The 24,167-nt window shown below is 58.1% G+C and carries 19 protein-coding genes; 7 read left to right on the plus strand and 12 right to left on the minus strand.

Going from position 1 to position 24,167, the window contains the following annotated elements; genetic code table 11:
• Nucleotides 1–274: 274 nt before the first annotated feature.
• From V5E99_RS24700 to V5E99_RS24715, 4 genes are read right to left on the minus strand one after another with little or no spacing between them, the layout of a single operon-like run.
• Nucleotides 275–823 carry a PqiC family protein gene (locus tag V5E99_RS24700; protein ID WP_499804849.1) on the minus strand — a complete coding sequence of 183 codons (549 nt, stop codon included), beginning with the start codon at nucleotides 821–823 and terminating at the stop codon, nucleotides 275–277.
• A gap of 17 nt (nucleotides 824–840) precedes the next feature.
• Nucleotides 841–2,496 (minus strand): PqiB family protein, encoded by a 1,656-nt coding sequence (locus tag V5E99_RS24705; protein ID WP_499804850.1) that lies wholly within the window; start codon nucleotides 2,494–2,496, stop codon nucleotides 841–843.
• Nucleotides 2,477–3,133, minus strand: a complete 657-nt coding sequence (locus V5E99_RS24710; RefSeq protein WP_499804851.1) for a paraquat-inducible protein A — start codon at nucleotides 3,131–3,133, stop codon at nucleotides 2,477–2,479. Before V5E99_RS24710 ends, V5E99_RS24705 begins: the two co-directional genes overlap by 20 nt.
• Nucleotides 3,130–3,726: a paraquat-inducible protein A gene (locus V5E99_RS24715; protein ID WP_499804852.1), complete on the minus strand. Its 597-nt coding sequence runs from the start codon at nucleotides 3,724–3,726 to the stop codon at nucleotides 3,130–3,132. Before V5E99_RS24715 ends, V5E99_RS24710 begins: the two co-directional genes overlap by 4 nt.
• Nucleotides 3,727–3,905: 179 nt before the next feature.
• Between V5E99_RS24715 and V5E99_RS24720 the strand changes: the two genes are divergently transcribed.
• Nucleotides 3,906–4,796: a LysR family transcriptional regulator gene (locus V5E99_RS24720; protein WP_499804853.1), complete on the plus strand. Its 891-nt coding sequence runs from the start codon at nucleotides 3,906–3,908 to the stop codon at nucleotides 4,794–4,796.
• A 219-nt stretch (nucleotides 4,797–5,015) separates the two neighbouring features.
• Here V5E99_RS24720 and V5E99_RS24725 read toward each other — a convergent pair whose 3' ends face one another.
• The 8 genes from V5E99_RS24725 to V5E99_RS24760 all read right to left on the minus strand — a co-directional run bounded on the left by V5E99_RS24725 (nucleotide 5,016) and on the right by V5E99_RS24760 (nucleotide 16,591).
• The gene (locus V5E99_RS24725) at nucleotides 5,016–5,282 is read right to left on the minus strand and encodes a hypothetical protein (protein ID WP_499804854.1); all 267 of its coding nucleotides are present in this window, start codon (nucleotides 5,280–5,282) and stop codon (nucleotides 5,016–5,018) included.
• The gene (locus V5E99_RS24730) at nucleotides 5,279–5,563 is read right to left on the minus strand and encodes a DUF3077 domain-containing protein (RefSeq protein ID WP_499804855.1); all 285 of its coding nucleotides are present in this window, start codon (nucleotides 5,561–5,563) and stop codon (nucleotides 5,279–5,281) included. The genes V5E99_RS24725 and V5E99_RS24730 overlap by 4 nt, the downstream gene beginning before the upstream one ends.
• Before the next feature lie 513 nt (nucleotides 5,564–6,076).
• Nucleotides 6,077–9,379 (minus strand): hypothetical protein, encoded by a 3,303-nt coding sequence (locus V5E99_RS24735; RefSeq protein ID WP_499804856.1) that lies wholly within the window; start codon nucleotides 9,377–9,379, stop codon nucleotides 6,077–6,079.
• Between the two features lie 222 nt (nucleotides 9,380–9,601).
• Nucleotides 9,602–11,113, minus strand: coding sequence for an amino acid permease (locus tag V5E99_RS24740; protein WP_499804857.1), 1,512 nt, complete (start codon nucleotides 11,111–11,113; stop codon nucleotides 9,602–9,604).
• Entirely contained in the window at nucleotides 11,110–12,381 is a 1,272-nt protein-coding gene (locus V5E99_RS24745; protein ID WP_499804858.1) for an aspartate aminotransferase family protein, read from the minus strand. The genes V5E99_RS24740 and V5E99_RS24745 overlap by 4 nt, the downstream gene beginning before the upstream one ends.
• A gap of 300 nt (nucleotides 12,382–12,681) precedes the next feature.
• Nucleotides 12,682–13,983: an NAD(P)/FAD-dependent oxidoreductase gene (locus tag V5E99_RS24750; protein ID WP_499804859.1), complete on the minus strand. Its 1,302-nt coding sequence runs from the start codon at nucleotides 13,981–13,983 to the stop codon at nucleotides 12,682–12,684.
• The gene (locus V5E99_RS24755; protein ID WP_499804860.1) at nucleotides 13,980–15,068 is read right to left on the minus strand and encodes a polyamine ABC transporter substrate-binding protein; all 1,089 of its coding nucleotides are present in this window, start codon (nucleotides 15,066–15,068) and stop codon (nucleotides 13,980–13,982) included. Before V5E99_RS24755 ends, V5E99_RS24750 begins: the two co-directional genes overlap by 4 nt.
• A 164-nt stretch (nucleotides 15,069–15,232) precedes the next feature.
• Nucleotides 15,233–16,591: a glutamine synthetase family protein gene (locus V5E99_RS24760; protein ID WP_499804861.1), complete on the minus strand. Its 1,359-nt coding sequence runs from the start codon at nucleotides 16,589–16,591 to the stop codon at nucleotides 15,233–15,235.
• A gap of 162 nt (nucleotides 16,592–16,753) precedes the next feature.
• Between V5E99_RS24760 and V5E99_RS24765 the strand changes: the two genes are divergently transcribed.
• The 6 genes from V5E99_RS24765 to V5E99_RS24790 all read left to right on the plus strand — a co-directional run.
• Nucleotides 16,754–17,671 carry a helix-turn-helix domain-containing protein gene (locus tag V5E99_RS24765; RefSeq protein WP_499804862.1) on the plus strand — a complete coding sequence of 306 codons (918 nt, stop codon included), beginning with the start codon at nucleotides 16,754–16,756 and terminating at the stop codon, nucleotides 17,669–17,671.
• 149 nt (nucleotides 17,672–17,820) lie between these two features.
• Nucleotides 17,821–19,299 carry a sensor domain-containing diguanylate cyclase gene (locus tag V5E99_RS24770; RefSeq protein ID WP_499804863.1) on the plus strand — a complete coding sequence of 493 codons (1,479 nt, stop codon included), beginning with the start codon at nucleotides 17,821–17,823 and terminating at the stop codon, nucleotides 19,297–19,299.
• Between the two features lie 175 nt (nucleotides 19,300–19,474).
• A complete protein-coding gene (locus tag V5E99_RS24775) occupies nucleotides 19,475–19,885 on the plus strand; it encodes a hypothetical protein (protein WP_499804864.1) in 411 nt (136 codons plus the stop codon).
• A gap of 366 nt (nucleotides 19,886–20,251) precedes the next feature.
• Nucleotides 20,252–21,505 (plus strand): tyrosine-type recombinase/integrase, encoded by a 1,254-nt coding sequence (locus V5E99_RS24780; protein WP_499804865.1) that lies wholly within the window; start codon nucleotides 20,252–20,254, stop codon nucleotides 21,503–21,505.
• 11 nt (nucleotides 21,506–21,516) lie between these two features.
• Nucleotides 21,517–23,037: a tyrosine-type recombinase/integrase gene (locus V5E99_RS24785; protein ID WP_499804866.1), complete on the plus strand. Its 1,521-nt coding sequence runs from the start codon at nucleotides 21,517–21,519 to the stop codon at nucleotides 23,035–23,037.
• The coding region (locus V5E99_RS24790) for a site-specific integrase (RefSeq protein ID WP_499804867.1) at nucleotides 23,024–24,167 on the plus strand (1,144 nt) is incomplete at its 3' end. The genes V5E99_RS24785 and V5E99_RS24790, both read left to right, overlap by 14 nt.

Here is a 24,167-nt window from a genome sequence, read left to right on the forward strand (position 1 = left end):
ATCGATTGTTGATCACGAAACTTGCTCCTTTTAGTTTCAGTGACGGGAGCGTAGTCGCGTAATCGGTAATAGCGCGGGGGTATTTGAAAACTAGTATCAAATACACTGGAAGAGTTGTTTCAAGTTATTTAGAGCCCTGTAGGAGCAGAGCTTGCTCGCGAAAGCGGTGGGTCAGTCGATATCACTCGTGACTGACCCACCGCTTTCGCGAGCAAGCTCTGCTCCTACAGGGTTTCTTTCGTGAGCAGCTCTGCTCCTACAGAGTTCTGGGGTGTCAGAGGGACGCCGGGCAACCTCGTTGTGTGGCGGCCGCCTGGCTGATGACGGCGGCGAGTCGTTTGACGTTGTTTTGCTGGGCTGCCACCAGGTCTTCAATGGATGGCCCCGACGGCGTCTGCAAGGTGCTGCGACAGGTGACCAATGCACCATCGCCAGCCCCCATAGGCCGCAAACGCCATTTGACGTCGATCAAACCATACTGGCCGGGAATCGAGTCGAAGCGCTGCACATCCACCCGCAATGACACTTTGCGTTGCGGGTTGGCGTTGGTCAGTTGATCCACCAGCGCGCTGCGCAATTCGTCCGACAGGCTCGCGCCCCACCAATCGGTTTCGATGATCGACAGGCCGCTATTACCCTGGCGAATGACAATCTGCGCCCGATCGACCTGCGGCGGCACGCTGATGCCTTCGATCTTGATCTCGTCACCGCCGCCCCGCGAAGGCTGCGCCGGGGTCAGGGTGTGAAAGTGAATCGGATCGCTGCGGCACGCGGTGAGCAGTAGCAACGCGGCGACCAACGTGAACTTTGGCGAAAAAGCCATGGGTGTTGCTCCTGTGGTCAGTTACGCGGTGGCCCTTGCAGGTCCGCTGGTGCCGCATTGTCAGGGCGACCTCTAATCAGCGATTCAGGGTGCCGTCCGAGGTAATCCGAAAGTTCACGCAAGGACCGCGACATGCGTTTGAGTTCGTCCAGGGTCTGGGTCAGTTGTTCGCGCTGCGGCGAGTCTTCGGCGAGAGTCGAACTGGCCGATTGCAAGGTTTTGCTGACGTCCGCCAGGGTGGTTTGCACACCGGGCAGGGTCTTGGCGTTGAATTGCGCCAGGCCTTTGCGCAGCTCGACGAGGTTGCTGTCGAGGTTGCCCGCAATCCGCTCCACCGGCAGCTTGTTGATCTTGTCGACCATGGCCTGGAGTTTTTCCTGCAACTCTTCCAGGCTGCCGGGAATGGTCGGAATGCTGACTGGCCGGGCGTTCGGATCGAACACGACTTTCTCGGCTTTGGGGTAGAAATCCAGCGCGATGTACAGTTGCCCGGTCAGCAAGTTGCCGTTGCGCGCCTGGGCCCGCAGGCCATTCTCGATAAAGGTGCCCATCAGCCTGACACCCGCCGCTTCGTCATTGGGGTCGTGCATCATGGCCTTGATCATTTTGGTGTGGGCCTGACCGAGTCGTTGCGGGTAGATCACGATGCCGACGTTGACCGGGAAGCTGCGTTTCTTCTCATCGAAATCCAGATTGATCGCCACCACCTTGCCGATTTCCATGCCAAGGAATTCCACCGGCGCATCGACCTTGAGCCCGCGCAGGGCCTGGTCGAAACGCAGGCTCAAGTACTGCGCCTTGCCGTTGGGCGGGGCGAGGGCGGTGACTTGGTCGTCGAACAGCTCAAAGGTTTTCTCTTCGGTGGCGGTTTGATCGTTGGGGCTGTACGGCGGGGCGAGAAAAGCGATGCCGCCCACCAGCAACGAAGACAACGATTCGGTTTTCACCGCAAAGCCGTTGGCGCCGATGTTCAGGTCAATGCCGCTGGCGTTCCAGAACCGGGTGTTTTCGGTGACGTAGGCGTCATTCGGCGCGTGGATGAACAGTTCCAGGTTGACCCCTTTGCCGTCCGCGTCCAGGGCATAGGCCACCACTTGGCCGACCGGGATCTTGCGGTAATAGACCGGCGAGCCGATGTCCAGCGAACCGAGGTCCTGAGAATGCAGGGTGAAGCGTTTGCCCGGTTCGCCGTAGGTAATCGGCGGCGGGTTTTCCAGGCCTTTGAAGTTCTTGGCGCGACCGTTGGCGTGACCGATATCGGCGCCGATGTAGTCGCCGGACAGCAAGGTGTCGATGCCCGAGACTCCGCCCGCACCGATACGCGGGCGCACGACCCAGAATTGCGAGTCTTCGCGGGTGAAGGTTTCGGCCTGTTTGGACAGTTTGATTGTGGCATCGACACTCTTCTGGTCGTTGCTCAATTCCACGTCCGAGACATGGCCGACTACCACATTGCGGTATTTGACTTCGGTCTTGTTGGCGGTCAGGCCGTCGCCGGTCTTGAAGTTGACGATGATTGTCGGGCCTTCCTGCAGGATGCTGTGCACCACCAGGGAAATGCCCACCAGCACCGCCACAATGGGCACGATCCAGACCAGTGAAACGCTGAAACGCCGCGTCTTGATACTGGCCTGACCTGGGGCCTGTGGCCCGTCAGTGGCTTGGGGCTTCATCCGTGACCTCCTCGTTGTGGGGTTGATTCGGCGTGTTGTCCCAGATCAATCGGGGATCGAAGCTCATCGCCGAGAGCATGGTGAACACCACCACCAGCCCGAAAAACAGAATGCCCGGACGCGGCTCGATGTCGGCCAGGGCTTGAAATTTCACCAGGGACGCGACCAGCGCGACCACGATCACGTCGAGCATCGACCAATAGCCGATCACCTCGACGAAGCGGTACAGCTTCGAACGCTCCTTGCGTGCCCAGTCGCTGTCGCGCTGGACGGTCACCAGCAGCAGTGTCAGGGCAACGAACTTGATGCCGGGCACCGCGATACTGGCGATAAAAATGATCAGGGCAATGTCCCAGGCGCCGGCCTCCCAAAACTCCAGCACACCGCTCATGATCGTGCTGTCGGCCCCGGCCCCGACCATTTTGGTGTTCATTACCGGCAGCAGATTGGCCGGGACGTAAAACGCCAGTGCGGCGAAGAGGTAGGCCCAGGTCCGGGCCAGGGCGTTGGTCTTGCGCCGATGCAACGGGGCGCCGCAACGCTCACATTCATGAGGATTGTCGGTCACGTCACAGGCCAGCCCGCAGGTGTGACACAGGCACAGGCCAAGTTCGCTGGCGACCGGAGGCGTGGTCATAGGACGTCCCACAGTTCACGGATATCGCGCCCGGCAATGCGGATCATCATCAGGCTGAGAATGGCCAGGGCGAACAGGCCGATACCGGGCAGTACATCAAGCAAACCGGCGAGTTTGATCACCGCGACCATTGCGCCCAGCAAGCAGACTTCGAGCATGCTCCAGGGCCTTAGCGTTTCGAGCCAGCGCATGCAGAACCTGAAACCGGGCGCGCGCTGACGGGCGAGGGCGAAGCTCAGGACCCAGATCAACAGCAGCAACTGGAAAATCGGCGCGATGATCATCGCAATCGCCGCCACCATCGCGATAAACGTGATCGGCCCCAGGCTCAGGGCAATGACCGAATCCCAGAGTGTGGCGCTGTTTTTCAGGCCTTTGAGGCTGATGCTCATGACCGGGAAGAAGTTGGCGAAAATCCACAGCACCAACGCGGTGAAGGTCAACGCCAGGCGCTGCTGCACTGTCAGGCCGTTATAGCGCTGGAGCACGCCGCCGCAGCGGGTGCACAGGGTTTTCTGATGTTTGGCGAGCGTGACTTTTTCATACACGCAGTCGCAGTGCTCGCAGATGATCAACTGGTCAGTCGTGGCCATGGGTCGCATTCGCAAGGAGGCAGGAAAGTCAGAGCACCCCCTCAATATAGAAGTGCCTTGCGATAGAGCAAATTAAAAGGCTGTTCAAGGAGATGCGATGACTGATTCACGCCCATTGGTATCGTTGGGCAAGCATGCGACTATCCGGCTCGGCGCCGGGTTTGGATCAGGGGGATGAAGTGCAGATTTCAGGTGTGGATATTCGCCAACTCAAGGCGTTCGTGGCGGTGGGCGAGGAGCTCAGTTTCGTGCGCGGCGCGGCGCGTCTTCACGTATCGCAGCCGGCGTTGTCACAGACCATCCGCCAACTGGAAGCAATGCTCGACGTTCAATTGTTCGAGCGCAACACCCGCAACGTCACGCTGACCGAAGCCGGCCAGGTGTTGCTGGGACAGGCCCAGGAAATTCTCGCCAGCCTTATCCGCCTGACTCGAACGGCCCAGGAGCATTCCCGCGGTCTTCGCGGTTCGTTGAAAGTAGGGTTTCTGATCGGTGCCGGTGTCGACCTGATGCCGCAGATCCTCAGCGCCTTCGCCAAGCGCTTTCCCGAGGTCAGCGTGAGGGTCCGTGAATACGACTTCGGCTCGCCCCGGGCCGGTATCGATGACGGTATGGACGTGGCGGTGTTGCGCCCGCCCGTGGAACTGGACGGCATCGAGTTGCAGACGCTGGTCACCGAGCCGTGTGTGGCGTGCCTGGCGTCCAGCCACCGATTGGCCGGGGCCGCGAGCCTGAGCATTTATGACCTGCTTGATGAGCCGATCATTGCCGCGCCTGGTGCTGGTGCGTGGCGCAATTACTGGACCGCTGAGACCTATCGCACGCAACCGGCGCGCATTGTCGATGAGGCGTCTACCGTGGAAACCGAATTGCAGGCTGTGGCGTCGGAGCGCGGAATCAGCATCACGGCGTCGTCGACCGCGCGGTTTTACGCCCGGCCGGGGCTTTCGTTCCCGGTCATCAGCGACATGCCGATGTGCGAGGTGGCGGTGGCGCTGCCGGCAACCCCGAGCGTGGCGGCGCGTAACTTTGCGCAACTGGCGCTGGAAGTGGCGCGTAGCCGCCCCTGACCAATTCAGAACCTGTGGGAGCGGGCTTGCTCGCGAAAGCGGTGTGTCAGTCAATATGGATGTCGACTGACACGGCCTCTTCGCGAGCAAGCCCGCTCCCACAAGGGTTTGGCGGTGCGCACAACATGCGCATCCACCACAAATCCCCTGTGGGAGCCGGGCTTGCCCGCGAAGAGGCCATCACATTCAACTCATAAATCAGCCGTCAGCCCGCCAAGGCTAGGCCCGCGCCCGAATCTGCCGCCCCAGCACGTCCATCACATCGCAGCCATCACGCAACAACATCGCCGCAGCGTGGGCCAGTTGCTGCACATCCGCGCCTTTGGCCCTAGTGATGTCGAGGCTGGCCAGGCTTTCCATCATCTGCGTCACCGCCAGAAAACGACTGGCGGCGCTGCCGTGCAACACGTCCAGCGGTGCTTGAGTGGCGACCAGCAACACCGGGATGTCGCTGTCGTTGTGGGTCATCGGCATAGGCGCGCTCATGCCTCACCTCCCGCGTGCGCGGCGTGCAAGCCGTCGATCGAGGCCTGGACGATGGAACGGGCGGTGCCGAGCATGTGTTTGCTGGCCCAGCGCATTGAAACGCCGTGTTCCGCGCAGGTGGCGTTGGGGGCCTGAGCGGCGAGGGCTTCGGCGACGCTGAGGTAGACCGAGGCGTGTTCCAGGGCGTCGAGGATCGGGATGTCGGGTTGGACGGCGAGGAGGTGATGATCGACGTGATCGCAGGGGGCGAAGGGGGTGGGTTTTGTGGTTGCGGTGGTCATTGTTGTAGCTCCGTGAGTTTCAAAGGAGCTGCCACGAAATCGCCGTCAAACGAGTTGGGTGGCAACTGTGCGCAGGTTGACGGACCGGTCTCACGAACCCGGCGCACCCGAAGATGCCCCACGCACAGTCGCCATATGCAATGAACGGGCACGGAGGTGCTCGAGCAAAGAAAGGCTATGCGCGTCGTGAATACAGCCGAGCCGTCAAACCCGATCACGAATGAGTCGTGACGGGCGTGAGGATAGGGAGCGCGGGCAGGGCAGTCAACCGAAGCAAGGACCGAAATATCCGCAATGTCCGTAGGTATCTTCCCGGCCTTGCCACGCCACTCCGTGGCGAGGGGGGCTTACGCCCGTTGGGTGCCGCAGCGGTCCCAAAACCGGTTGGTTCGATGCATACGGCCTACCGGGTTTGAACAGGTAGGGGCCGTTTTGCAATTAAATAGACCAGGCCCCGTTAGTCCTTATAAGAGGGGGCGTCACTATTAAATAAATACGTCCCCTTTGTCTTGTCTATCGTGTGATTTCAAAGTGGCCCACCATATATTGGCCGGTTGTTGAGAGTCGTATGGTTTTAATTTCATTTAACATGCCTGAGTCAAACTTTAGCTCGCGGCCATGATTTTCTTGAGCGTAGTTGTGACGTTGTGAATGAAGCGTCTGGCCTGTGGAGTTGAGGAAGTACACGTACATGTGGTCGTCAAGAGATCCTAAGTTTCCGTACCTCATCCAAAAACCTACTCTTCTCGCTGATCCACTTCTTAGCTCTAGTTCATATGTGAGATAAGTTGTAGTAGTTTGATAGGGGACGTATGGGAAAATTGCGATTTTCCGATAGGGAAAACTTGAACGTGGTGGGGCGACATATAAAGAGCTCGACGAGAAGGGTACTGCGCGCAGCGTTATTCTGAATTTATCACTTAAAACATACTGGCCAATTGTTGTTAGATCAGTCTCAGGCGCTGATTTGAAGTCATCTACTTCAGCAACTGTCAGCCGCCGGGCAGCAGAAGTGGCACCTGTGCCATACAACGCCTTGGCGGTATAGCTGTGCGCACCCTCCGCGAGCATTGTGATCGACAGTGTCCAGATCCCGGTATTCGCATCGGCCCTGGCTTTGTCTTTGGAAGTGGTGTCGTCGAAAATTTCGACCTCCTGACCTTTGCTGGCGGTCCCGATCAGGAGCACGGCGGTTTCGGCAGTGGTGTCACCGTCAGGAATCTCGACATTGCTCGGCGAGCCTTTGACCGAAGTGATGGTTGGAACCACCAATTCAATAGACCTTACGGTATACGTTCGCATCGGAAACTTCACCGCCGTCGCTTCATTCGCCACCCCATCAAAATTCACCATAAAGGTGATTCTCACCACGCTGCCATCCTTAAGCGTCTGCAACCACCCATAAGCAGCCCCGATCACCAAACCCTGGTCAGAGTGGTGTGGCGCACCTTCCCACACCACTTCTTCGGTGGCATTGCCGTTGGTGTCCGTGCCGTCATAGCGCAACCACACCGCTTGCCCCGGACGCTGAAACATCCACTGCGTGACATACAACGGTTCGTTGCCGGTGAGGGTCGTGACATCCAGTTCGCCGTTTGAAGCCGCATCAATGATCGGCGTCGGTAACTCGGGGCTCTGAGCCGGGATGTTGAGCACGTTCAACGTCAGCGGTGCCGAAGTCTTGGCCGGTGTGTTGCCCCGGGTGACGCTGTACGTCATCGTCACGGTTTTGCCCAGGTTGTATGCCAGCACTGAATTGGGCAGCGCGATCTCCAGGCCGGTTTCACTGATGGGGCGGGTTGGTGTGGTGTACGAGCCTTCTGGCGAGGTGCCGGGCGCGGCGGTCCAGGTCACGCTCATCAAGTCATCGGGGAGCAACTCGCCTTGGGGTATGACGGCGGTCAACAGGTCTTTGGCCGCGACGGGGTTGAGGCTGTTGCCGCTGGCTTGCCTGATGCTAGGGGGTTGTAAATCCAGTTCGACACCCCCCACGCGCCACACCCGTTCCCGGGAAAACCGTGTCATCTCAGCCCCACGCTTACGGTAGTAATCCGCCGTCACCGTGCCATTGAGGTTGGGATGGATGTGCTCCGCCCGAACCAGAAACGGCACTGGTTTACCGGCCGTTTGGTTGCTCAACGGGATTTCGTACAGCGGATGAGCGCCGGTGACCGAGCCGACCCAGCGTAGCCCAACGATATCCCCCGCACGGGTGTCACTCGGCACGTTGAACGGGGCGATGACGTTGGCGCCGTTTGGGGTGTTTTCCGGCAGCAGCACGTCGCCTTCGGCTTCAGTGATTTGCGGTGCATTGAAGTCTGGCGCCGCCACGCCGACGTTGAGTTCCAGCGGCAGGGATTCGCGTTCGCTGCGCACGGCCAGGTCATCGTTGGCGACCACGTAGTAGAGCTTCAAGGTACCGCCGTCCAGCGGTGCAATTTGGCTGCCGGGCAGGTCGCGGGTGATCGGGTTTGTGGCGTCACTTTCAGAGACGATGATCGGGATCGAGTAGTAGGTCTCGCCACCACCGGGACGCCGGCCTTGGCAGTGGATAGTGATCAGATCGCCAGTTCTTCGACCTTCAAAATACGGCACGGCAATCGTCGCATAAGGCGAATTTGAGGGCAGGGTGCCGCCCGGTGCCTGGGCCACGCTGGGCGCTGGCAAGCGGCTGATGTCGCCCTGCACGTTGACGCTGGCGTTTTTCGAGGGGCGGTCCGGTTCGCCGTCGCGCACCCGCACGTAGGACACCGTGGCCCAGCCCTGGGCGATGGCTTTGACGGCGGCGTTGGGGATGGCGAAGTCATAATGAAACGGCACGGCGTCTACCAACTCCAGCAGCGGCCCAACAACGATGGGCGAGCCTTGGGCGGGGGTGCCGGTCCAGGTCAGGCGCAGGCTGTCGCCCACCTTGAAATCCGTGGTGTTGGTGTAGACCCGGACCTCGACATCGTCGTTGCCCAACTGGTCCAGATCGATGTTGTTGGTGGGCCGGCCGGCCATCAGCACCAACGGCGCATCCAGCCGATTACCCCCCAAGTCCACCAATACGTAGCTGAACGGCGCCCAGGAATCGCGCTCATCGGGGTAATTGCCGACGCAATCGATGACCTGATACGTCACCACCACCCGCGAGCCATCGCCGGCGCGTTCAATGACCTCGCGGGTGAAGGTGATCACGATCGGGTTGTTCAGCGGGTCATTGACCTGCGCCTGGGTTACCGGGTAATGAATCACTTCCTGACTGCCCCAGCGGCAGACGATACGGTCAAACGCGGTCATGTGTTCATAGGGCTCGATGCGCAGTTGCACGCCCAGGTCCGCCATGCCCGCATCGACGCCGTTGGAGATGTCGGTGAGGAAGGTGTACTGGAAGCCTGAGTGCCCCGGTTCGGGGTTGTCATCGTAGCCGCCGGGGCGGGTGGTTTTGACCAGGTAGGTCAATTTCGGCTCGGAGTCTTCCGGTGCCTGATTGCGGCGTATTACCCGATAAAACACCGGCCGCGCGTCCCCGTCCAGCACCTGGCTTTTCGGGACCCGGAGCACCACCGGTTTATCGACTTCGTCGTCTAACTGGATGGTTTTTGTGGCGACGGGCGAGGTGAGGTTTTGCCAATACAGCTGAACCTCATCGCCGATGTCCATCATCTCCCACGGCGAGATGATGCATCGCAGCCCATCCTCAAGGGCCCGAATCGGAATACCGCCGTCATAGTTCGGTGGGTCGATCAGGGAGGTGCTGGCCGGAAAGAATGGCGGGCGCAGGGCCTGAGGTTTAACGGTCATGCTGGATTCAAGTGCGGGTAAACGGCTCATGGGGAACGCTCCTTTGCCGCAGGGCGGAATGGAGGTATCACACGAAAAAGGGCGGGGGTTTGGCTACTGTCAGATCTGACAGTTGCGACGAATGGTCGGCGGTAAACCCCGTACCTGTGGGAACGGGCTTGCTCGCGAAAGCGGTGTGTCAGGCAGACCAATGCTGACTGACACGGCCTCTTCGCGAGCAAGCTCGCACACAGGGATTGTGGTTTCAGATCCTTAATTGATGTCCAGGCGTTGTTTGTTTGGCCCGGCAGTGCCGTTGTTCAGCCGCCCCCGCAGCGAAAACAACCACCACAGCGCGCCAACCCCCAGCGTAATCCCGGTGGTGATCGCCCCCGTGTGGCTTTCTTGCGGCACGCTCAGGGTCAGGATCACCGCGATGGCCCATAACCCGCCCAGAATGATCATCGGCATCAGCCAGCGGCCAAGGCTGAACACACCTTGTGGCGCGCTCGGCATGCGGCCGTTTTTATACGCCAGGTACGCCGCGATCAAGGTCAGCAGGTAGGTGCAGTAGTACGTCAGGCCGACCATCGAATAGATCGCTGTCACAAACCCGCCGCTGGCCAGATTGAGCAATACCGCAATGGCCGTGATCAGGATGATGGCGGCGACCGGCGTGCCAAAGTGCGGATTGATCCGCGCCAGCACTTTGGAACCGGGCAGCATGTTGTCGCGGGACAAGGCAAACGTCATGCGGGTGGCCACGGCCATGTTGGCGATCAGGCAGGCGAGGATCGAGGCGAATGCAATCACGATCATCACTTTGCCCGCGACGTTGCCCAGTTGCAGGCGCACGATGTTGATCACCGGATTTTCCGACTGGCTGAGCAGGTCCGACACCGACCCCGGAATCGCGATGCTCAGCAGTGCAAACACCGCAAAACCCAACACGCTGGACACCAGCACCGCGCGAATCATCGCTCGGGGCGCCGCCCGGCGCGGGTCTTTGGTTTCTTCGGACAAGTCCGCCGCACCTTCCCAGCCCAGCAGCACCGAGACCGGTAGCAACGTCGCCAGGGCCATGGTGGTGAAGCTGACAGTGCCGCCACCAACCGGCGCCGCCGACGTCAGGATCGCCACGCCTTGGGTGTGTTCAAAGAAGAAAAACACCCCCAGGAACAACGCAATGGCCAGCAGCACGGTGCCGATGATTTCGATGATCGCGCCGATGTCGTTGATCCGTGTGGCCAGGCGAATGCCGCAGATGTTCAGCAGCCCGACCACCAGCGTTGCGCCAATACTCAGGCCCTGAATTTGCCCTTGGGTCGGGTTGGCCCAGATTTCCGGGGCGAACACACTGCCAATCGCTGCCGAAGTGCCCGCCGTCCCGGCGACAAACGAGATGAACGCAACCCACCCGGTGAACCAGCCGAAATGGTTGCCGGCCAGGCGACTGGACCACTGATAGGCGTAACCGGTCAACGGGATGCGCCCGGCTAAATGGCAATAGACCATGACGATGCAGCACACCAGCGGGATCACCAGCAGCCACAACAGAATGCCGATGCCGCCGACCCGGTTGAACGGGTCGGCGAACAGCGTGACCACCCCGGTGTTGATCGACACCATGGAAAATGCCAGGGCGAAGGAGGTGAACGAACTCATCGTCCGGTGCATCTTTTGCTCGTAGCCGAGGCTCGCGAGGTCCGCGTCGTCGCTCGACAACGGTGTCGCCGGGTCGCCGCTGGCGGCGACCCTTGGGGTGCTTTCGATGACTGTGCTCATGGCCGTTGCCCCTCGATGATGCCGATCACCTCGTCCAGCACGTCGAGGGCCTTGGCCAGCAGCGGCCGCTCGATATCCAGCGGTGGTTTGACCTTGATCAGGTTGCCGAGGCCCGCATAGCGACTTTCGCCGAACAGCACCCCGCGTTCCACGCCTAAACGGTAAACCTCCTGGGATTCACGGCAGGCCGGCTCTTTGCTGACCCGGTCCTTGACCAGTTCGATCGAGGCCATCAGGCCCGGGCAACGTACATCGCCGATCAGCGGATGACGGGTTTGCATCTCCCGCAACCGCGCCGTGACGTATTCACCGGCGTCCCGTGCCTTGTCGCAGAGGCGGTCGGCGACAATCGCTTCGACGGTCGCGAAGCCGGCCGCCAGCGACACCGGGAAGTTGCCGAACGTCAGCGCCTCTTCACCCTCATCGAACCATTTCAGCTTGTCATCGGCCAGAATCCCCGCCAGTGGGAAACCGCCGCCGACGCCTTTGCCAAACACAATGATGTCCGGCACCACGTCATAGTAGTCCGCCGCCCACATGGTGCCCATCCGGCCAAAACCGGTCTGCACTTCATCGAAAATCAGCAGCACGCCCAGCCGGTCGCAGAGCTCACGCACGCCTCGGTAGTAAGAACGCGGAAACTCGATATGCCCGCCGTTGCCCTGGATCGGTTCCATCATCACCGCCGCGACACCGCCATCAACGCCTTTTTGAATCGTTTCCTCCAGCAGACCCAGGCACAGTTGCGACTCGGTTTCCGGGTCCAGGCCGAGGCGCGTTCGGTAAGGGTTGGGATGGGGCACGCGGGTAAAGCGCGGCTGGATCGGCAAGAACGGGTTGTTGGGGTGCGGCCAACTGGCACCGAGGGTCGCCAGGGAACGGCCGTGGTAGCCGTCCTGCAAGACAATCAGGTTCTGCGCGCCGGGGCGGTTCTTGAAAGCCAGTTTCATGGCCATTTCACCGGCCAGGCTGCCGTGCAAGGCAAACCCCATCTGGTTCAGCGACGCCGGTGAGATTTCACGCAACTTGGCCACCAGCCGGGTGTGGGCCGCAGAGCCGAAGTTGGGGCGGATGTGAGTCATCTCGCGCAACTGGACAATCGCCGCTTCGACCACCCGTGGGTCGTTGGCACCCAGGTTGTTCGACCAGGCCTGGGCGGTGCAGTCGATGTATTCCTTGCCCTGATCGTCCCAGACCAGCGAGCCACGTGCTTTGACCAGGTTGATTTTGTGGGGTGAGTTGCTTTCCGATTTCATCGCGTCATTCATCTGCGTTATCTCTTTTGTTGGACGGCAGTGTTTGTGAATGTGCAGTTATGGTTGGAAGACTCGCTGCATCGAGTTGACCCGATGCTAGTCCCGAGGGGAGGGGGAATAGAAAGACCGATTGCAGAGGGATTAATAGGCATGGCTTATTAATAGCCCAATGGGCAAGCGCCACTTATCACCAACCGAACGCGAACAAACGTAGGAGCTGCCGAAGGCTGCGATCTTTTGATTTTACTTTTAATAGACAAGATCAAAAGATCGCAGCCTTCGGCAGCTCCTACGGGGTAGTGCGTAATGCGGTTAGCCGAGCATTTCGCGCAGGCGATACCAGAACATGCCGAGGGCCAGCAGCGGTGAACGCAGGGCGCGGCCACCGGGAAAGGTCATGTGCGGCACGTTGCTGAACACGTCGAATCCTTGACTGTGGCCGGCGTGGATGGCCTCACCCAGCAGCTTCGCGCACCAGTGGGTCACGTTCAGGCCATGGCCGGAATAACCTTGGGCGTAGAACACGTTCGGGTGTTGGCTAAGGCGTCCGACCTGAGGAAAACGGTTGGCGGAGATGCCGATCTTGCCGCCCCATTGATAGTCGATGCGCACGTTCGCCAGTTGCGGGAACACCTTGAGCATGGCCGGGCGCATGTAGGCGGCAATGTCCGCCGGATCGCGCCCGGAATAGTGGCAGGCACCGCCGAACAGCAAGCGTCGGTCCGCCGAGAGCCGGTAGTAATCGAGGCCGACTTTCTGGTCGCACAGCGCCAGGTTCTGCGGGATTAACTGCGCGGCCATCTCGGTGGACAGCGGTTCGGTGGCAATGATGTAGCTGCCGGCCGGGAGCACTTTGCCGCTGAGCTTCGGTTCCAGTTCTTCCAGGTGCGCATTGCAGCCCAGCACAATGCTGCCGGCGCGGATCGTGCCGCCCGCGCAACGAACCTGCACGGTGCTGCCGTGGATGATTTCCAGTACCGGGCTCTGCTCGAAGACCCGCACCCCAAGGGATTCGGCCAGTCGCGCTTCGCCGAGCACCAGGTTGAGCGGGTGCAAATGCCCCGAGCCCATGTCGACCAAACCACCGGCATACGCCCCGGAATTCACCACCTGCTGACGGATCTGCTCCGGGCCGACGATCCGGGTTTCATGGGTGTATCCGGACTGAAGCAAATCCTCTTGCTCAGCCTTGAGCGCCGCGAACTGCGCCGTGGTGTTGGCCAGTTCACAGAAGCCCCAGCGCAGGTCGCAGTCGATCCCGTGTTCTCGGATGCGATTACCCACCAGCGCCACGGACTCGACCCCGGCGCGCTCCATGTAACGCACGCCTTCCTCACCGACATAACGGGCAAAACCGCTGACGTCATGGCCGATGCCGCGAATCAACTGCCCGCCGTTACGCCCGCTGGCGCCCCAGCCAATGCGCCGGGCCTCCAGCAGGATCACCGAGAGCCCGCGTTGCGCCAGTTCGATCGCCGTGTTGACCCCGGTAAACCCGCCGCCGATCACGCAGACATCGGCGTCCAGATCCGAAGCCAGCGCAGGGTAGGGCGCCAGGGCCTTTGCCGTGGCGGCGTAGTAGGAGCGGGCGTGTTCGTTGCTGTACTGATTCATTTATTGGACTTCACTTTGCTCCAGGAACGGGTCATCAAACGCATGATCGCCTGGGGCGGGGTGGTCGAAATGTAGAGTTTGTCGAGGACTTCCTGGGGCGGGTAGACCTCAGGATTGCTCACCAGCGCCACGTCCATGTATTGCTTGGCCGCCGGGTTCGGGTTGGCGTAACCCACCGAGGCGCTGACCTTGGCGATCACTTGCGGGTCGAGCAGGTAATTGATGAAGGCGTGAGCTTCTTTCGGGTTGGCGGCGTCGGCGGGCACGGCCAAAAGGTCAAACCACAAATTACTGCCTTCCTTCGGGATGGCGTAGGCGATGTTCACGCCGTTCTTCGCTTCCTTGGCCCGGTTGGCGGCCTGGAACACGTCGCCGGAATAGCCGAACGCCACGCAGATGTCGCCGTTGGCCAGGTCCGACACGTACTTGGAGGAATGGAAGTAGGTGATGTAAGGCCGGATGCTCAGCAGTTTGGCTTCGGCTTTTTTATAGTCCTCGGGGTTTTCGCTGCGCGGGTCCATGCCCATGTAATTGAGGATCGCCGGGAACACTTCATCCGCCGAGTCCATCATCGACACGCCACACTGGCTGAGTTTCTTGATGTTCTCCGGTTCGAACAGCACCGCCCAGGAATCGATGTGATCGATGCCCAGCACTTGCTTGACCTTGTCGACGTTGTAGCCGATGCCGTTAGTGCCCCAGAGGTACGGCACCGAGTGGGCGTTTTGCGGATCGTTTTTCTCCAGCAACGCGAGCAATTTCGGGTCCAGGTTCTTGAAGTTCGGCAGTTGCGCGCGATCCAGTTTGAGGAACGCTCCAGCCTTTACCTGGCGAGCGAGGAAGTGGTTGGACGGCACCACCACGTCATACCCGGTACGGCCGGCGAGCAGTTTGCCTTCCAGGGTTTCGTTGGAATCGAATACGTCGTAGATCACCTTGATCCCGGTTTTGCCCTGAAAGTCGGCGAGGGTGGTCTCGCCGATGTAATCGGTCCAGTTGTAGACGCTGACGGTGGGTTGAGCCTGTGCAACGGCGCTGAACATGACCGCCAGCGCGACCGGAACCACGGATTTCAATAGACGCATTCGACACCTCTTCGGGTTGTTGGATTTTTCAGGCGTTGACACTCCCCCTGTGGGAGCGGGCTTGCTCGCGAAAACGGCGGCACAGTCAATATTGATGCCGCCTGACACACCGCTTTCGCGAGCAAGCCCGCTCCCACAGGGGCATGCAATTTCATGCGGGAGATTTAGACGCTCAGCATCAGGAACTCACGCTCCCAGGAGCTGATCACACGCTTGAAGTTTTCGTGTTCGGCGCGTTTCACCGCCACATACCCGCGCACGAATTTGCTGCCCAGGTAACGCTCGACGGTTTCGCACTCTTCCATCTGGCTCAGGGCTTCTTCGATGGTGATCGGCAGGCGCAGGTTGCGGCGTTCATAGGCACGACCCTGCACCGCAGCGCTTGGCTCGACCTTTTCGACCATGCCCAAATAGCCGCACAACAGGCTGGCGGCGATGGCCAGGTACGGGTTGGCGTCGGCGCCGGGCAAACGGTTTTCCACGCGCATGGCATCGGGGCTGGAGGTCGGCACGCGCAGGCCAACGGTGCGGTTTTCTTCGCCCCATTCGACGTTCACCGGTGCCGAAGTGTCCGGCAGGAAGCGGCGGAACGAGTTGACGTTGGGCGCGAACATCGGCAGCACTTTAGGGATGTACTTTTGCAGGCCGCCAATGTGGTGCAGGAACAGTTCACTCATTTTGCCGTCGGCATCGGCGAAGATTGGTTGGCCGGTGACGATGTCCACCACGCTCTGGTGCAAGTGCATGGCGCTGCCCGGCTCGTCGCCAATCGGCTTGGCCATGAACGTCGCCGCCACGTTGTGCTTGAGTGCGGCCTCACGCATGGTGCGTTTGAACACAGTGATCTGGTCCGCCAGGTCCAGGGCGTCGCCATGGCGGAAGTTGATTTCCATCTGCGCCGGGCCGTCTTCGTGGATCAGCGTGTCGAGGTCCAGCCCCTGCAATTCGCACCAGTCGTAGACGTCCTCGAACAGCGGATCGAATTCGTTGGCGGCGTCGATGGAAAACGACTGACGACCACTTTCAGCGCGGCCCGAACGGCCCAGCGGTGCCTTGAGCGGCAAGTCCGGGTCTTCGCAACGCTGGGTCAGGTAGAACTCCATTTCCGGCGCGACGATTGGCTTCCAGCCTTTGTCGGTGTACAGCTGCAAGACTTTCTTCAGCACGTTGCGCGGCGACAGTTCGATCGGGTTGCCGAACTTGTCGAAGGTGTCGTGAATCACGATCGCGGTCGGTTCGATGGCCCATGGAATCACGTACACCGCGTCGGCCACGGGTTTACAGACCATATCGATATCAGCAGGGTCGAGCAGGTCGTAGTAGATGTCGTCGTCGACAAAATCCCCGGTTACCGTTTGCAAAAGCACACTTTCCGGCAGGCGCATGCCTCGCTCATGCAGGAACTTGTTAGTCGGTGCGATTTTGCCGCGAGCGATGCCGGTCAAGTCGCTGACCACACACTCGACCTCAGTAATCTTGTGATCTTTCAGCCACGTGAACAGCTGATCGAAAGGGACATTCATAAGGACCTCGTTATTGGTTTTGGTAACGCCGGAGAGGGTCGTTTCATCTGATGGACACTTCCCCTGTAGCGCGTTGACGACTATCTTGGGCGAGCCTTGCGGTTCCATCTATCCACTTTAAGCAGCACCAAAACGCACCAAACGAGTGCGTAAGGTCACCCCATGACAGTGTGCAATCCGTTACAAGTCCAGGCGTTCAACACCGCCGATGTCGCTGAACAAATCCGCGCCACACCGGGTTGGGTGCAGCATTACCAGCAGATGTCGCCGGGGCATTTCGCCGGGTTGGTGCGTTATCTGGACTTGCAGGGCGTGGAGATTTACGAAGAGCACATGAACACTCGGGTCGAGCAGAATTTCAGCGCGCCAAAAGGCTCGCTGGCGTTCTGTTTTGATCGCAGCGACAACGCGCTGTACGTGTTGAATGGCGAAAGTCGCAACATCTGGATCACCCCGGAGAACTACCAGGAAATCGCCGTGGTGTTCGGTCCGGAGTTCGTTCAGCGCCATGGTTTGAATGTGGCGCGGCTGGAAGGTCTGTTCATGTCGCCGCTCAATTGCCAGCAGAACGCGCTGTTCAGCCGCTGGTTGAGTTCAACGTTGACGCAACTGGCGCAGACCTTCGATCCGCCCAGTCGCGAGGCCCTGACCCTGCAACTGCTGGAAGACTGCCTGTACATCCTCGACAACGCCTGTGTGCGCCTGGATCGCGGCGGTTTGCAGCGCCGCGCCGAAGAGCGAACGATCATGAAGCGCGTCGGCGAATGGGCCGCCGATGCGCCGGAAGACACCCTGAACCTGCTGGAGCTTTCCCAGGTCGCCGGGGTGTCACTGCGTCAGTTGCAGCACGCGTTCAAAGCCTTTACCGGCATGACTCCGGCCTATTGGTTGCGTTTGCGCCGGCTCAATAGCGCGCACCGCGAACTGCTGGGCCGCAACACAATGGAAACCACCGTCGCCGAAGTGGCGATGCGTTGGTCGTTCTGGCACTTGGGGCGGTTTTCCAGCAGTTACTACGCGTTGTTCAAAGAGTTGCCGAGCGAAACACTCAAGCGAGCGGGGCGGGTCAATCGTCGATAACCCGATAGAGTGGCAATTCAAGTGTCGCGTCGTTCGAAGACGCTTATACTGCGCGGGCCTTTAACTAACCTGTTACAACAGCCCTCGGTATTCCTTTGATACGCGACCTTCGACTTGCCGCTTTGCTGACCGCCCTGGTGTGTATCTCCATGGTGCTGATGACGGGTTGGCAAATCTGGACGTCCCGACAGACCACGTTGGGTGATATCGAAACCGATACTCTGAACCTGACCAACGCCCTCAATACGTACACCGAGGGCACGTTCAAACAAAGTGAATTGGTCCTGCTGGGGCTGACGGAGCGGATCGAACGCGACGGCATCGGCCCCGAGCAGCTCGAACGTTTGAGAGCGCTGGTCGCGCAAGAGATGCAAGCGCTGTCGCAACTCAACAGTGTGGTGCTGTATGACGCCAAGGGCGATTGGGTATTTTCGACCAATCAACCGTTGTCGCCCGGGGGCAGCAATAACGCCGATCGCGCGTTCTTCCAGCATCATCGCGATAACCCGGATCGCGGCCTGTTTATCGGCCCGGCGATTCTCAGTCGGGCCACGGGTGTGTGGGTGATTTCCGTCAGCCGGCGCATCGATCACCCGGATGGCCATTTCGCCGGGGTCATCGCGGCCACCATCAGCCTCGAACACTTCCTCAAGCTCTATCGAACCATCCATGTGGGGCAGTTCGGCGCGATCAGTTTGACCACCGCCGAAGGGCGGTTGTTGGTCAGATATCCGTTCAAGGAGCAGGACATTGGTCTGGATTTATCGCCAGCGCCGATATTTTCCGCGCAACTGCGCAACTCGGTTTCGGGCACTGTGGATTTCGTTTCAAAAGTCGATGGTATGCACCGTATCTATGCGTTCAGGCGTAGCGATCAGTACCCTTTTGTGACCACGGTAGCGGTGGGGCAGCGGGAGGCGATGCAAGCGTGGTGGAGCCAGACAGAGCAATCCATCGCCGTGGTGGCGGTGTTGCTCGGGCTGTTGATTGCGTTGGGACGGCGGTTGATTTCCCATATCAATCGTCGAATCGGCGCCGAGCAAAAGCTGCGCACTACCCAGACCGAATTGATCGAGCTCAACCACACGCTGGAGATTCTTGCCAGCGAAGACAAACTGACAGGGTTGGCCAACCGTCGGCATTTTGATGAGTTTCTCGACGTCGAATTCAAACGTGCCAAACGACAGGGCAGCCCGTTGTCGTTGATCCTGGTGGATGTGGATTTGTTCAAACGCTACAACGATCACTACGGGCATTTGGCCGGTGATGAGTGCCTGCGGATCATTAGCCAGACGATCAAACGCTGCGTGCGACGGCCAGGCGATATGGCCGCGCGTTATGGCGGCGAGGAAATTGCCGTGGTGATGCCCAACACGGACGAAGCGGGGGCCCGTGCAGTGGGCGAGGCGATTTTGTTCGGGATGGTGGATGAGCGAGTTGAACACGTCACCAGTCCTTTCGGCATTGTGACCGTCAGCCTGGGGCTGGCCACGTGCTCTGCCTACGAGGATGGTGGCGATGAAAAAATGCTGATCGATAGGGCAGATCGCGCGCTTTATCTGGCGAAATCCCAAGGCCGAAATCGCCTGAGTATCGCGGCTACGGACGTGCGTACTGAGTGTGTTTGATGTCTTTTTGTTCAGCATTTCGCTCATTGGGAGGTTGCTGTTTTATAACTAAACTAAACAGACATTTAGTTTAGTTATAATTTAATGGAATTACGATTTTGCTTTTTTTCACGCTCGTAGACGGCTCATGTTCGTTACCCTGTGCCTGATTCTATTCACTACAAGGAGAGGTTTTGTGGCAGATGACCAACAGGTAAAACAGCACTCGGAGCTTTTGGGGGCTCTACAGGGGATTCAAGGTTCTCTCAAGGCTCTGGCGACGATTCAGTTAGCTGGTGAGCTCTATACGCCTGATGAACGTCGGGCATTTCGCGCTGAATATGAAGTATTGCGAGAGAAGGATTCAGCCGCGTTTGCAGCCTTGCAGCAAGCCCGTGAAGACGTTTTTGATCCAGGCTTGTCGTGGGATCAGCGCGTTCAAAAATACGGTGAAAGAACTGCAAGGCAGCACCAGGCCGATGTTGAAAGTCGTCTAGAGCTTCGAGCGGCGGCGTCTAAGGATGTCGCATCCTTTGCGCGGAAACATCCGTTGCTGATGCGCCTTATGGATTCGGCCGCTGAACTGGGCAAGGGAAAGTACGAATAAGTAGTTCTCTGGTGAACCAGGGATAGCTCAAGCCTGATCGTTAGCGTTCAAATCTGGGTGTTAACGATCATCAGCACGAGATGAACGAAGGTTCGTTCATGCCTGATCGGATATCTGCCAACAGATGAAGGATATCGATCAGGCCTGTGCGGTAAGTCGCATCAGGCTCCAAATCTGACCACCCGAGCCCCCCGCGTAAGAATACGAAGGTACGCATAATGTATATTATGTTAAACGAGGTGCCATGTTAGAAATGTTCATGAGCCTCGTAAGGTACTGATTCGACAAATCCGCTTCTGGCATCCACTCTCTCAACGGGCCATGTACTCCGTGTTCATGGCGATTAATTGAATGAGGGGGCTGCCGATGAAACTGATTCAATGCCGTTTCTCTTCAGGTCAGCGTGTACCGCTGCTCGTGCAGACCGGAGACGCGGCGCCGTTGCCCATGCTTGTCCCGTTCATCTACGTTCAACTCAAGCTCAGGTACCGCGCTTACAACACCGCTGCGGCACATCTGCGCGCGATCCAGGCTTTCTATATCTATGCCAAAAGCCGTGACCTCAATATTGACGACGCCATCTTGGCCTGCCACTTCGAGTCGATTCTGGCGTTACTGGACGGTTACGCCATCTGGCTCCAAAGCGGCCGTCAAGCCGACAACCTTGTAGCCCGAGTTGGCAAAGCTGAAACGGCAGCTTTTCCTCAGATCGACCCGCGTACCCGTGACCAGTACCTGCGGTTGCTTAAGCAGTATCTGTCCTGGTGCGTCACCCGTTACATTCCGCGCGCCCGCCAGAACTCAACCACCCTGGCTAACATCGAGGTCGTATTTGCAGATGTCGCCGACGTCATTGAGCGGCGCTTTGAGAGCCATATCATCAATGCTCAGCCAGACCGCACTCGTTACCGAAGCCTGACAGATACTCAACTCCAGATCATTCGCACACTGATTCGCCCGGGCAACGCAGAGAATCCGTTTCCGGAACGACTGCAGTTACGCAATTGGCTAATGATTGAATTGCTGCTGGAGACTGGTATCCGTCGCGGAGAGCTACTGAAGCTCTACACCACGGATATCAATCAGGGTTCTCAGCATGCCTATGCCAGCATCAATGATCGTGAGCATGATCCAGGCGACCCGCGCGCCGAAGAGCCTGCGCTGAAAACACATGGCCGTACTGTGGGGGTCTCTGCGCAATTGTATGGGGTCTATGAGCGCTATATCCAAGGCGAACGACGTCCGCTGCGTAACGGCAAACCGATGAAGCTGCCCTTTCGGTATTTGTTCATTTCCGACAGAGGGCGTCCGCTGTCGATTCGCGCGCTGTCCAGCGTCCTCGATCGTCTGTTTTTAACGATCGAACTGGCTCATCCTGGAGTTTTTCCTACACTCTCAGCGCATGACTTTCGTCACACCTTTGCTGACCGCTTCCTGGCCTATCTCCTCGAAACGCGCGGCTATGATTTAGAACGAGCGATGGATGAACTTCGTCGGATATGTGGCTGGTCAGACGCCTCAAAGATGCCACGTCGTTACGCGAGTCGCTATCTGGCCGATTCGGCCAATATTCACAACGCTCAGCGGGCCACGGCCGCCTGGAGTCGAGTTAAAAGTTGAGGAGGTCTGCCATGGCCAAATACACCGACAAACAATACGAATCACCCTCCTCTTCTTCGCCTACTTATGTGTTCAACGGGCCTTCACTGATAGCTATTCGCACCCGCACCAATGACCAACCCAAATACGTTGACACCCGATTGAGTATCTGGACGTGGTATGACGGCGGCGTCGCAATGAAAATAGATTGGGCCGAGCTCGACTTTAGCCCTGATCTCATGGAAATTGCCAAAGCGTTCCTAGCCTATGCATTGGAGAAGTACGCACCACTAACGGCGTTCAGTGCATCTGTGGTACTCAGACGATTGGCTGAGAGCGTTATATCAGCTGGCTTCCCTTGGGCTTTGCAAGATGTGGTCGCCGCTGTCAATTCGTGGAGTAGGTTTCGCCACAGCACAGTTTTATTTAGAACATTCTATCGCTGGGCCCTAAATCGGGGGATATCTGGTTTTAATAAAGAAACATACTTGGCAATTAAAGAGATCAAGGGAAAGCGAAATGATCCATATGAACGAATATTCCTAGCACAGTCTGGTTTGGACCTTGATGAAGAGGTGCGATTGCTTAAGCGTATCGATCGTGACATTCAGGCCAATGAATGGGAAGAGGTTCAATTTAATATTATTCTTCACCTGAGCTTCGAGTTGGGGCCGCGCTCCATTCAGTTTCATTCACTTGACGTAAATGATTTTGAATACTTTGAAAGCGCTGTGCATAATAACTATTACACTATCTGGCTGCCCATGGCTAAAAAGTTCGGACAGCGCCGACCTGAGCGAAGACCTCGCAAAATAACCACTCGATTGGGTGATAAAATAAGGCAGCATGTTTCGGAGGTCCAACGTCGTTTCGGTCCCGGGTGTGAGCCATTGTTTGTTAGCCACGCCGGGAAGCGACTATCGGTAGTTGAAATCGGCATATGCCTGAAACACGAGTTGCGTAGCGCGGGAGTAAGCAAGCCGAACCAGGTATCCATGCTGCTGCGTCATCATCTCGGGCAAGGACTAGCAGATCAAGGAACGCCGGCCGACATGATTGCCGAAATGCTTGGTCACAACAGCACGGTTGCAGCGCGTGCCTATGTTGCCGCTACGCCCAATATTGCCCGTATCAAAGAGAGGGCGCTCGGAAAAAGCCCTGCCTACCAGCGGATTATGCGCAGTCTCTTGACAGGTGAAATTGCTAAACGCGACCATTCGAAGGCAGAAAGAGAAGTTCGTGGAGTGATCGACACACAGTACATTGGGGACATCGGGGCCTGCGCCCTTCCAACTCACACCGCTTGCCCCTACAACCCTGTCTATGCGTGCTACACCTGCAAGAAATTTCACCCTTTTGCTGATGGCCGCCACGAGCAGGTGAAGGGTGCGCTGCAACAAGAAGCCCAACGGTTCATCGATGCAGCAGAACAAGCGGGAGACCTCAGTCACAATCGACCATTAGCCCAACATCAGACCACTATTCTAGCAGTGAGCGCTGTTATCGAGCGCTGCCGACTACAATCGGGGGGTGACATAGATGACGGCGTTTAGTGCAAGGCAGAATCTTCAACATTTTATACGCCAAGAGCAGACAGCTTTCCAGTCACTCCCGATATCTACATCGTGGGAGTCGTCGCAGTGGGCAGTCGAACGGTGGTTGCCGCAGCGCCAGCATCAACACACCATCACCTTTGAGGTACATCGCCAATCACTTGAAAAAAATGGCTATTTAGCCTCGCCCAAAGGCCCCCTTCCTCTAGTTTTTCAGGACTTTTGCAAGAGCATTATCATACATCTACAGCGCATCCGAAATTTGAAACTCGGGATGGTGGCAGCCTACAACATTGCTGCGCGACGACTCTACAATCCGTTGTTTGAGCGAGGCATAGCCGACCCGACACAGTTGACTCGGAGCGACTTCGAGCGCGTAGTACAGTTTCTCCGTGAGAGTAGATACAAGAACTTATATGACGCGATTTCTCATCTCCAAGTGATCGCTGACACGATGGATAAACTGCAATTAACTGAAGTCTCCATCCACTTTGAACATACTGCAAAACCGGAGAGAACGACTCACGATTATATTTCATTACACGATCCTGATCGTGCAGTAAAGCAGCGAAAATCTGATGACAGACTACCTTCGCGCGAAGCAATGGAAGCATACGCGCTATGTACAAATAATCCCACTAATGACGGCGAAGAGATCCTACTGCGTGTTATCGACCTATTGATAGCGACCGGGCAAAGAGGCAACGAGGTCGCCGTGATTCCCTATGATTGTTGGGTCGAAAGGCCAATTATAGGAGCAAAGGGAGAAGTGGTTGTCGATGCGAATGGCAACTCTCTCGTAGAATGCGGTATCAGATATTTTGCGGAAAAGCAGTTTCAATCCCGTGTCCATTGGTTTGCCGAGAGTGATATCCCTTTAGCTAGACGAGCAGTCGAACGGTTAAAAGCACTAACCATTGAGCAGAGAGAAATTGCCGCATGGCAAGAGCAACACCCTGGGCACATCTGGATCTACCCTCCCCAATCAGTCATCCCCGAGACAGTAGTCTTAGACTGGCTCGGCTTTAGCGATACAAAAAACGCGTGCAGGAATCTGTTCCTTTTCCTCTCGCGTAACGGAATCCACCCGTTCGACGATGAACCAGTTGAGAAGCGAGGGAAGTCGCTAG

Source organism: Janthinobacterium sp. LPB2021202312-11-4 (genome assembly GCF_037049705.1).
In the GTDB taxonomy this organism is placed as follows: domain Bacteria; phylum Pseudomonadota; class Gammaproteobacteria; order Pseudomonadales; family Pseudomonadaceae; genus Aquipseudomonas.

Coding starts and splice junctions, on each gene's coding strand:
- V5E99_RS24735 (WP_499804856.1), bottom strand. CDS start 9,379: ATGAGCCGTTTACCCGCACTTGAATCCAGCATGACCGTTAAACCTCAG.
- V5E99_RS24755 (WP_499804860.1), bottom strand. CDS start 15,068: ATGCGTCTATTGAAATCCGTGGTTCCGGTCGCGCTGGCGGTCATGTTC.
- V5E99_RS24780 (WP_499804865.1), top strand. CDS start 20,252: ATGAAACTGATTCAATGCCGTTTCTCTTCAGGTCAGCGTGTACCGCTG.
- V5E99_RS24725 (WP_499804854.1), bottom strand. CDS start 5,282: ATGAGCGCGCCTATGCCGATGACCCACAACGACAGCGACATCCCGGTG.
- V5E99_RS24770 (WP_499804863.1), top strand. CDS start 17,821: ATGGTGCTGATGACGGGTTGGCAAATCTGGACGTCCCGACAGACCACG.
- V5E99_RS24700 (WP_499804849.1), bottom strand. CDS start 823: ATGGCTTTTTCGCCAAAGTTCACGTTGGTCGCCGCGTTGCTACTGCTC.
- V5E99_RS24750 (WP_499804859.1), bottom strand. CDS start 13,983: ATGAATCAGTACAGCAACGAACACGCCCGCTCCTACTACGCCGCCACG.
- V5E99_RS24730 (WP_499804855.1), bottom strand. CDS start 5,563: ATGACCACCGCAACCACAAAACCCACCCCCTTCGCCCCCTGCGATCAC.
- V5E99_RS24740 (WP_499804857.1), bottom strand. CDS start 11,113: ATGAGCACAGTCATCGAAAGCACCCCAAGGGTCGCCGCCAGCGGCGAC.
- V5E99_RS24710 (WP_499804851.1), bottom strand. CDS start 3,133: ATGACCACGCCTCCGGTCGCCAGCGAACTTGGCCTGTGCCTGTGTCAC.
- V5E99_RS24760 (WP_499804861.1), bottom strand. CDS start 16,591: ATGAATGTCCCTTTCGATCAGCTGTTCACGTGGCTGAAAGATCACAAG.
- V5E99_RS24715 (WP_499804852.1), bottom strand. CDS start 3,726: ATGGCCACGACTGACCAGTTGATCATCTGCGAGCACTGCGACTGCGTG.
- V5E99_RS24765 (WP_499804862.1), top strand. CDS start 16,754: ATGACAGTGTGCAATCCGTTACAAGTCCAGGCGTTCAACACCGCCGAT.
- V5E99_RS24785 (WP_499804866.1), top strand. CDS start 21,517: ATGGCCAAATACACCGACAAACAATACGAATCACCCTCCTCTTCTTCG.
- V5E99_RS24705 (WP_499804850.1), bottom strand. CDS start 2,496: ATGAAGCCCCAAGCCACTGACGGGCCACAGGCCCCAGGTCAGGCCAGT.
- V5E99_RS24745 (WP_499804858.1), bottom strand. CDS start 12,381: ATGAATGACGCGATGAAATCGGAAAGCAACTCACCCCACAAAATCAAC.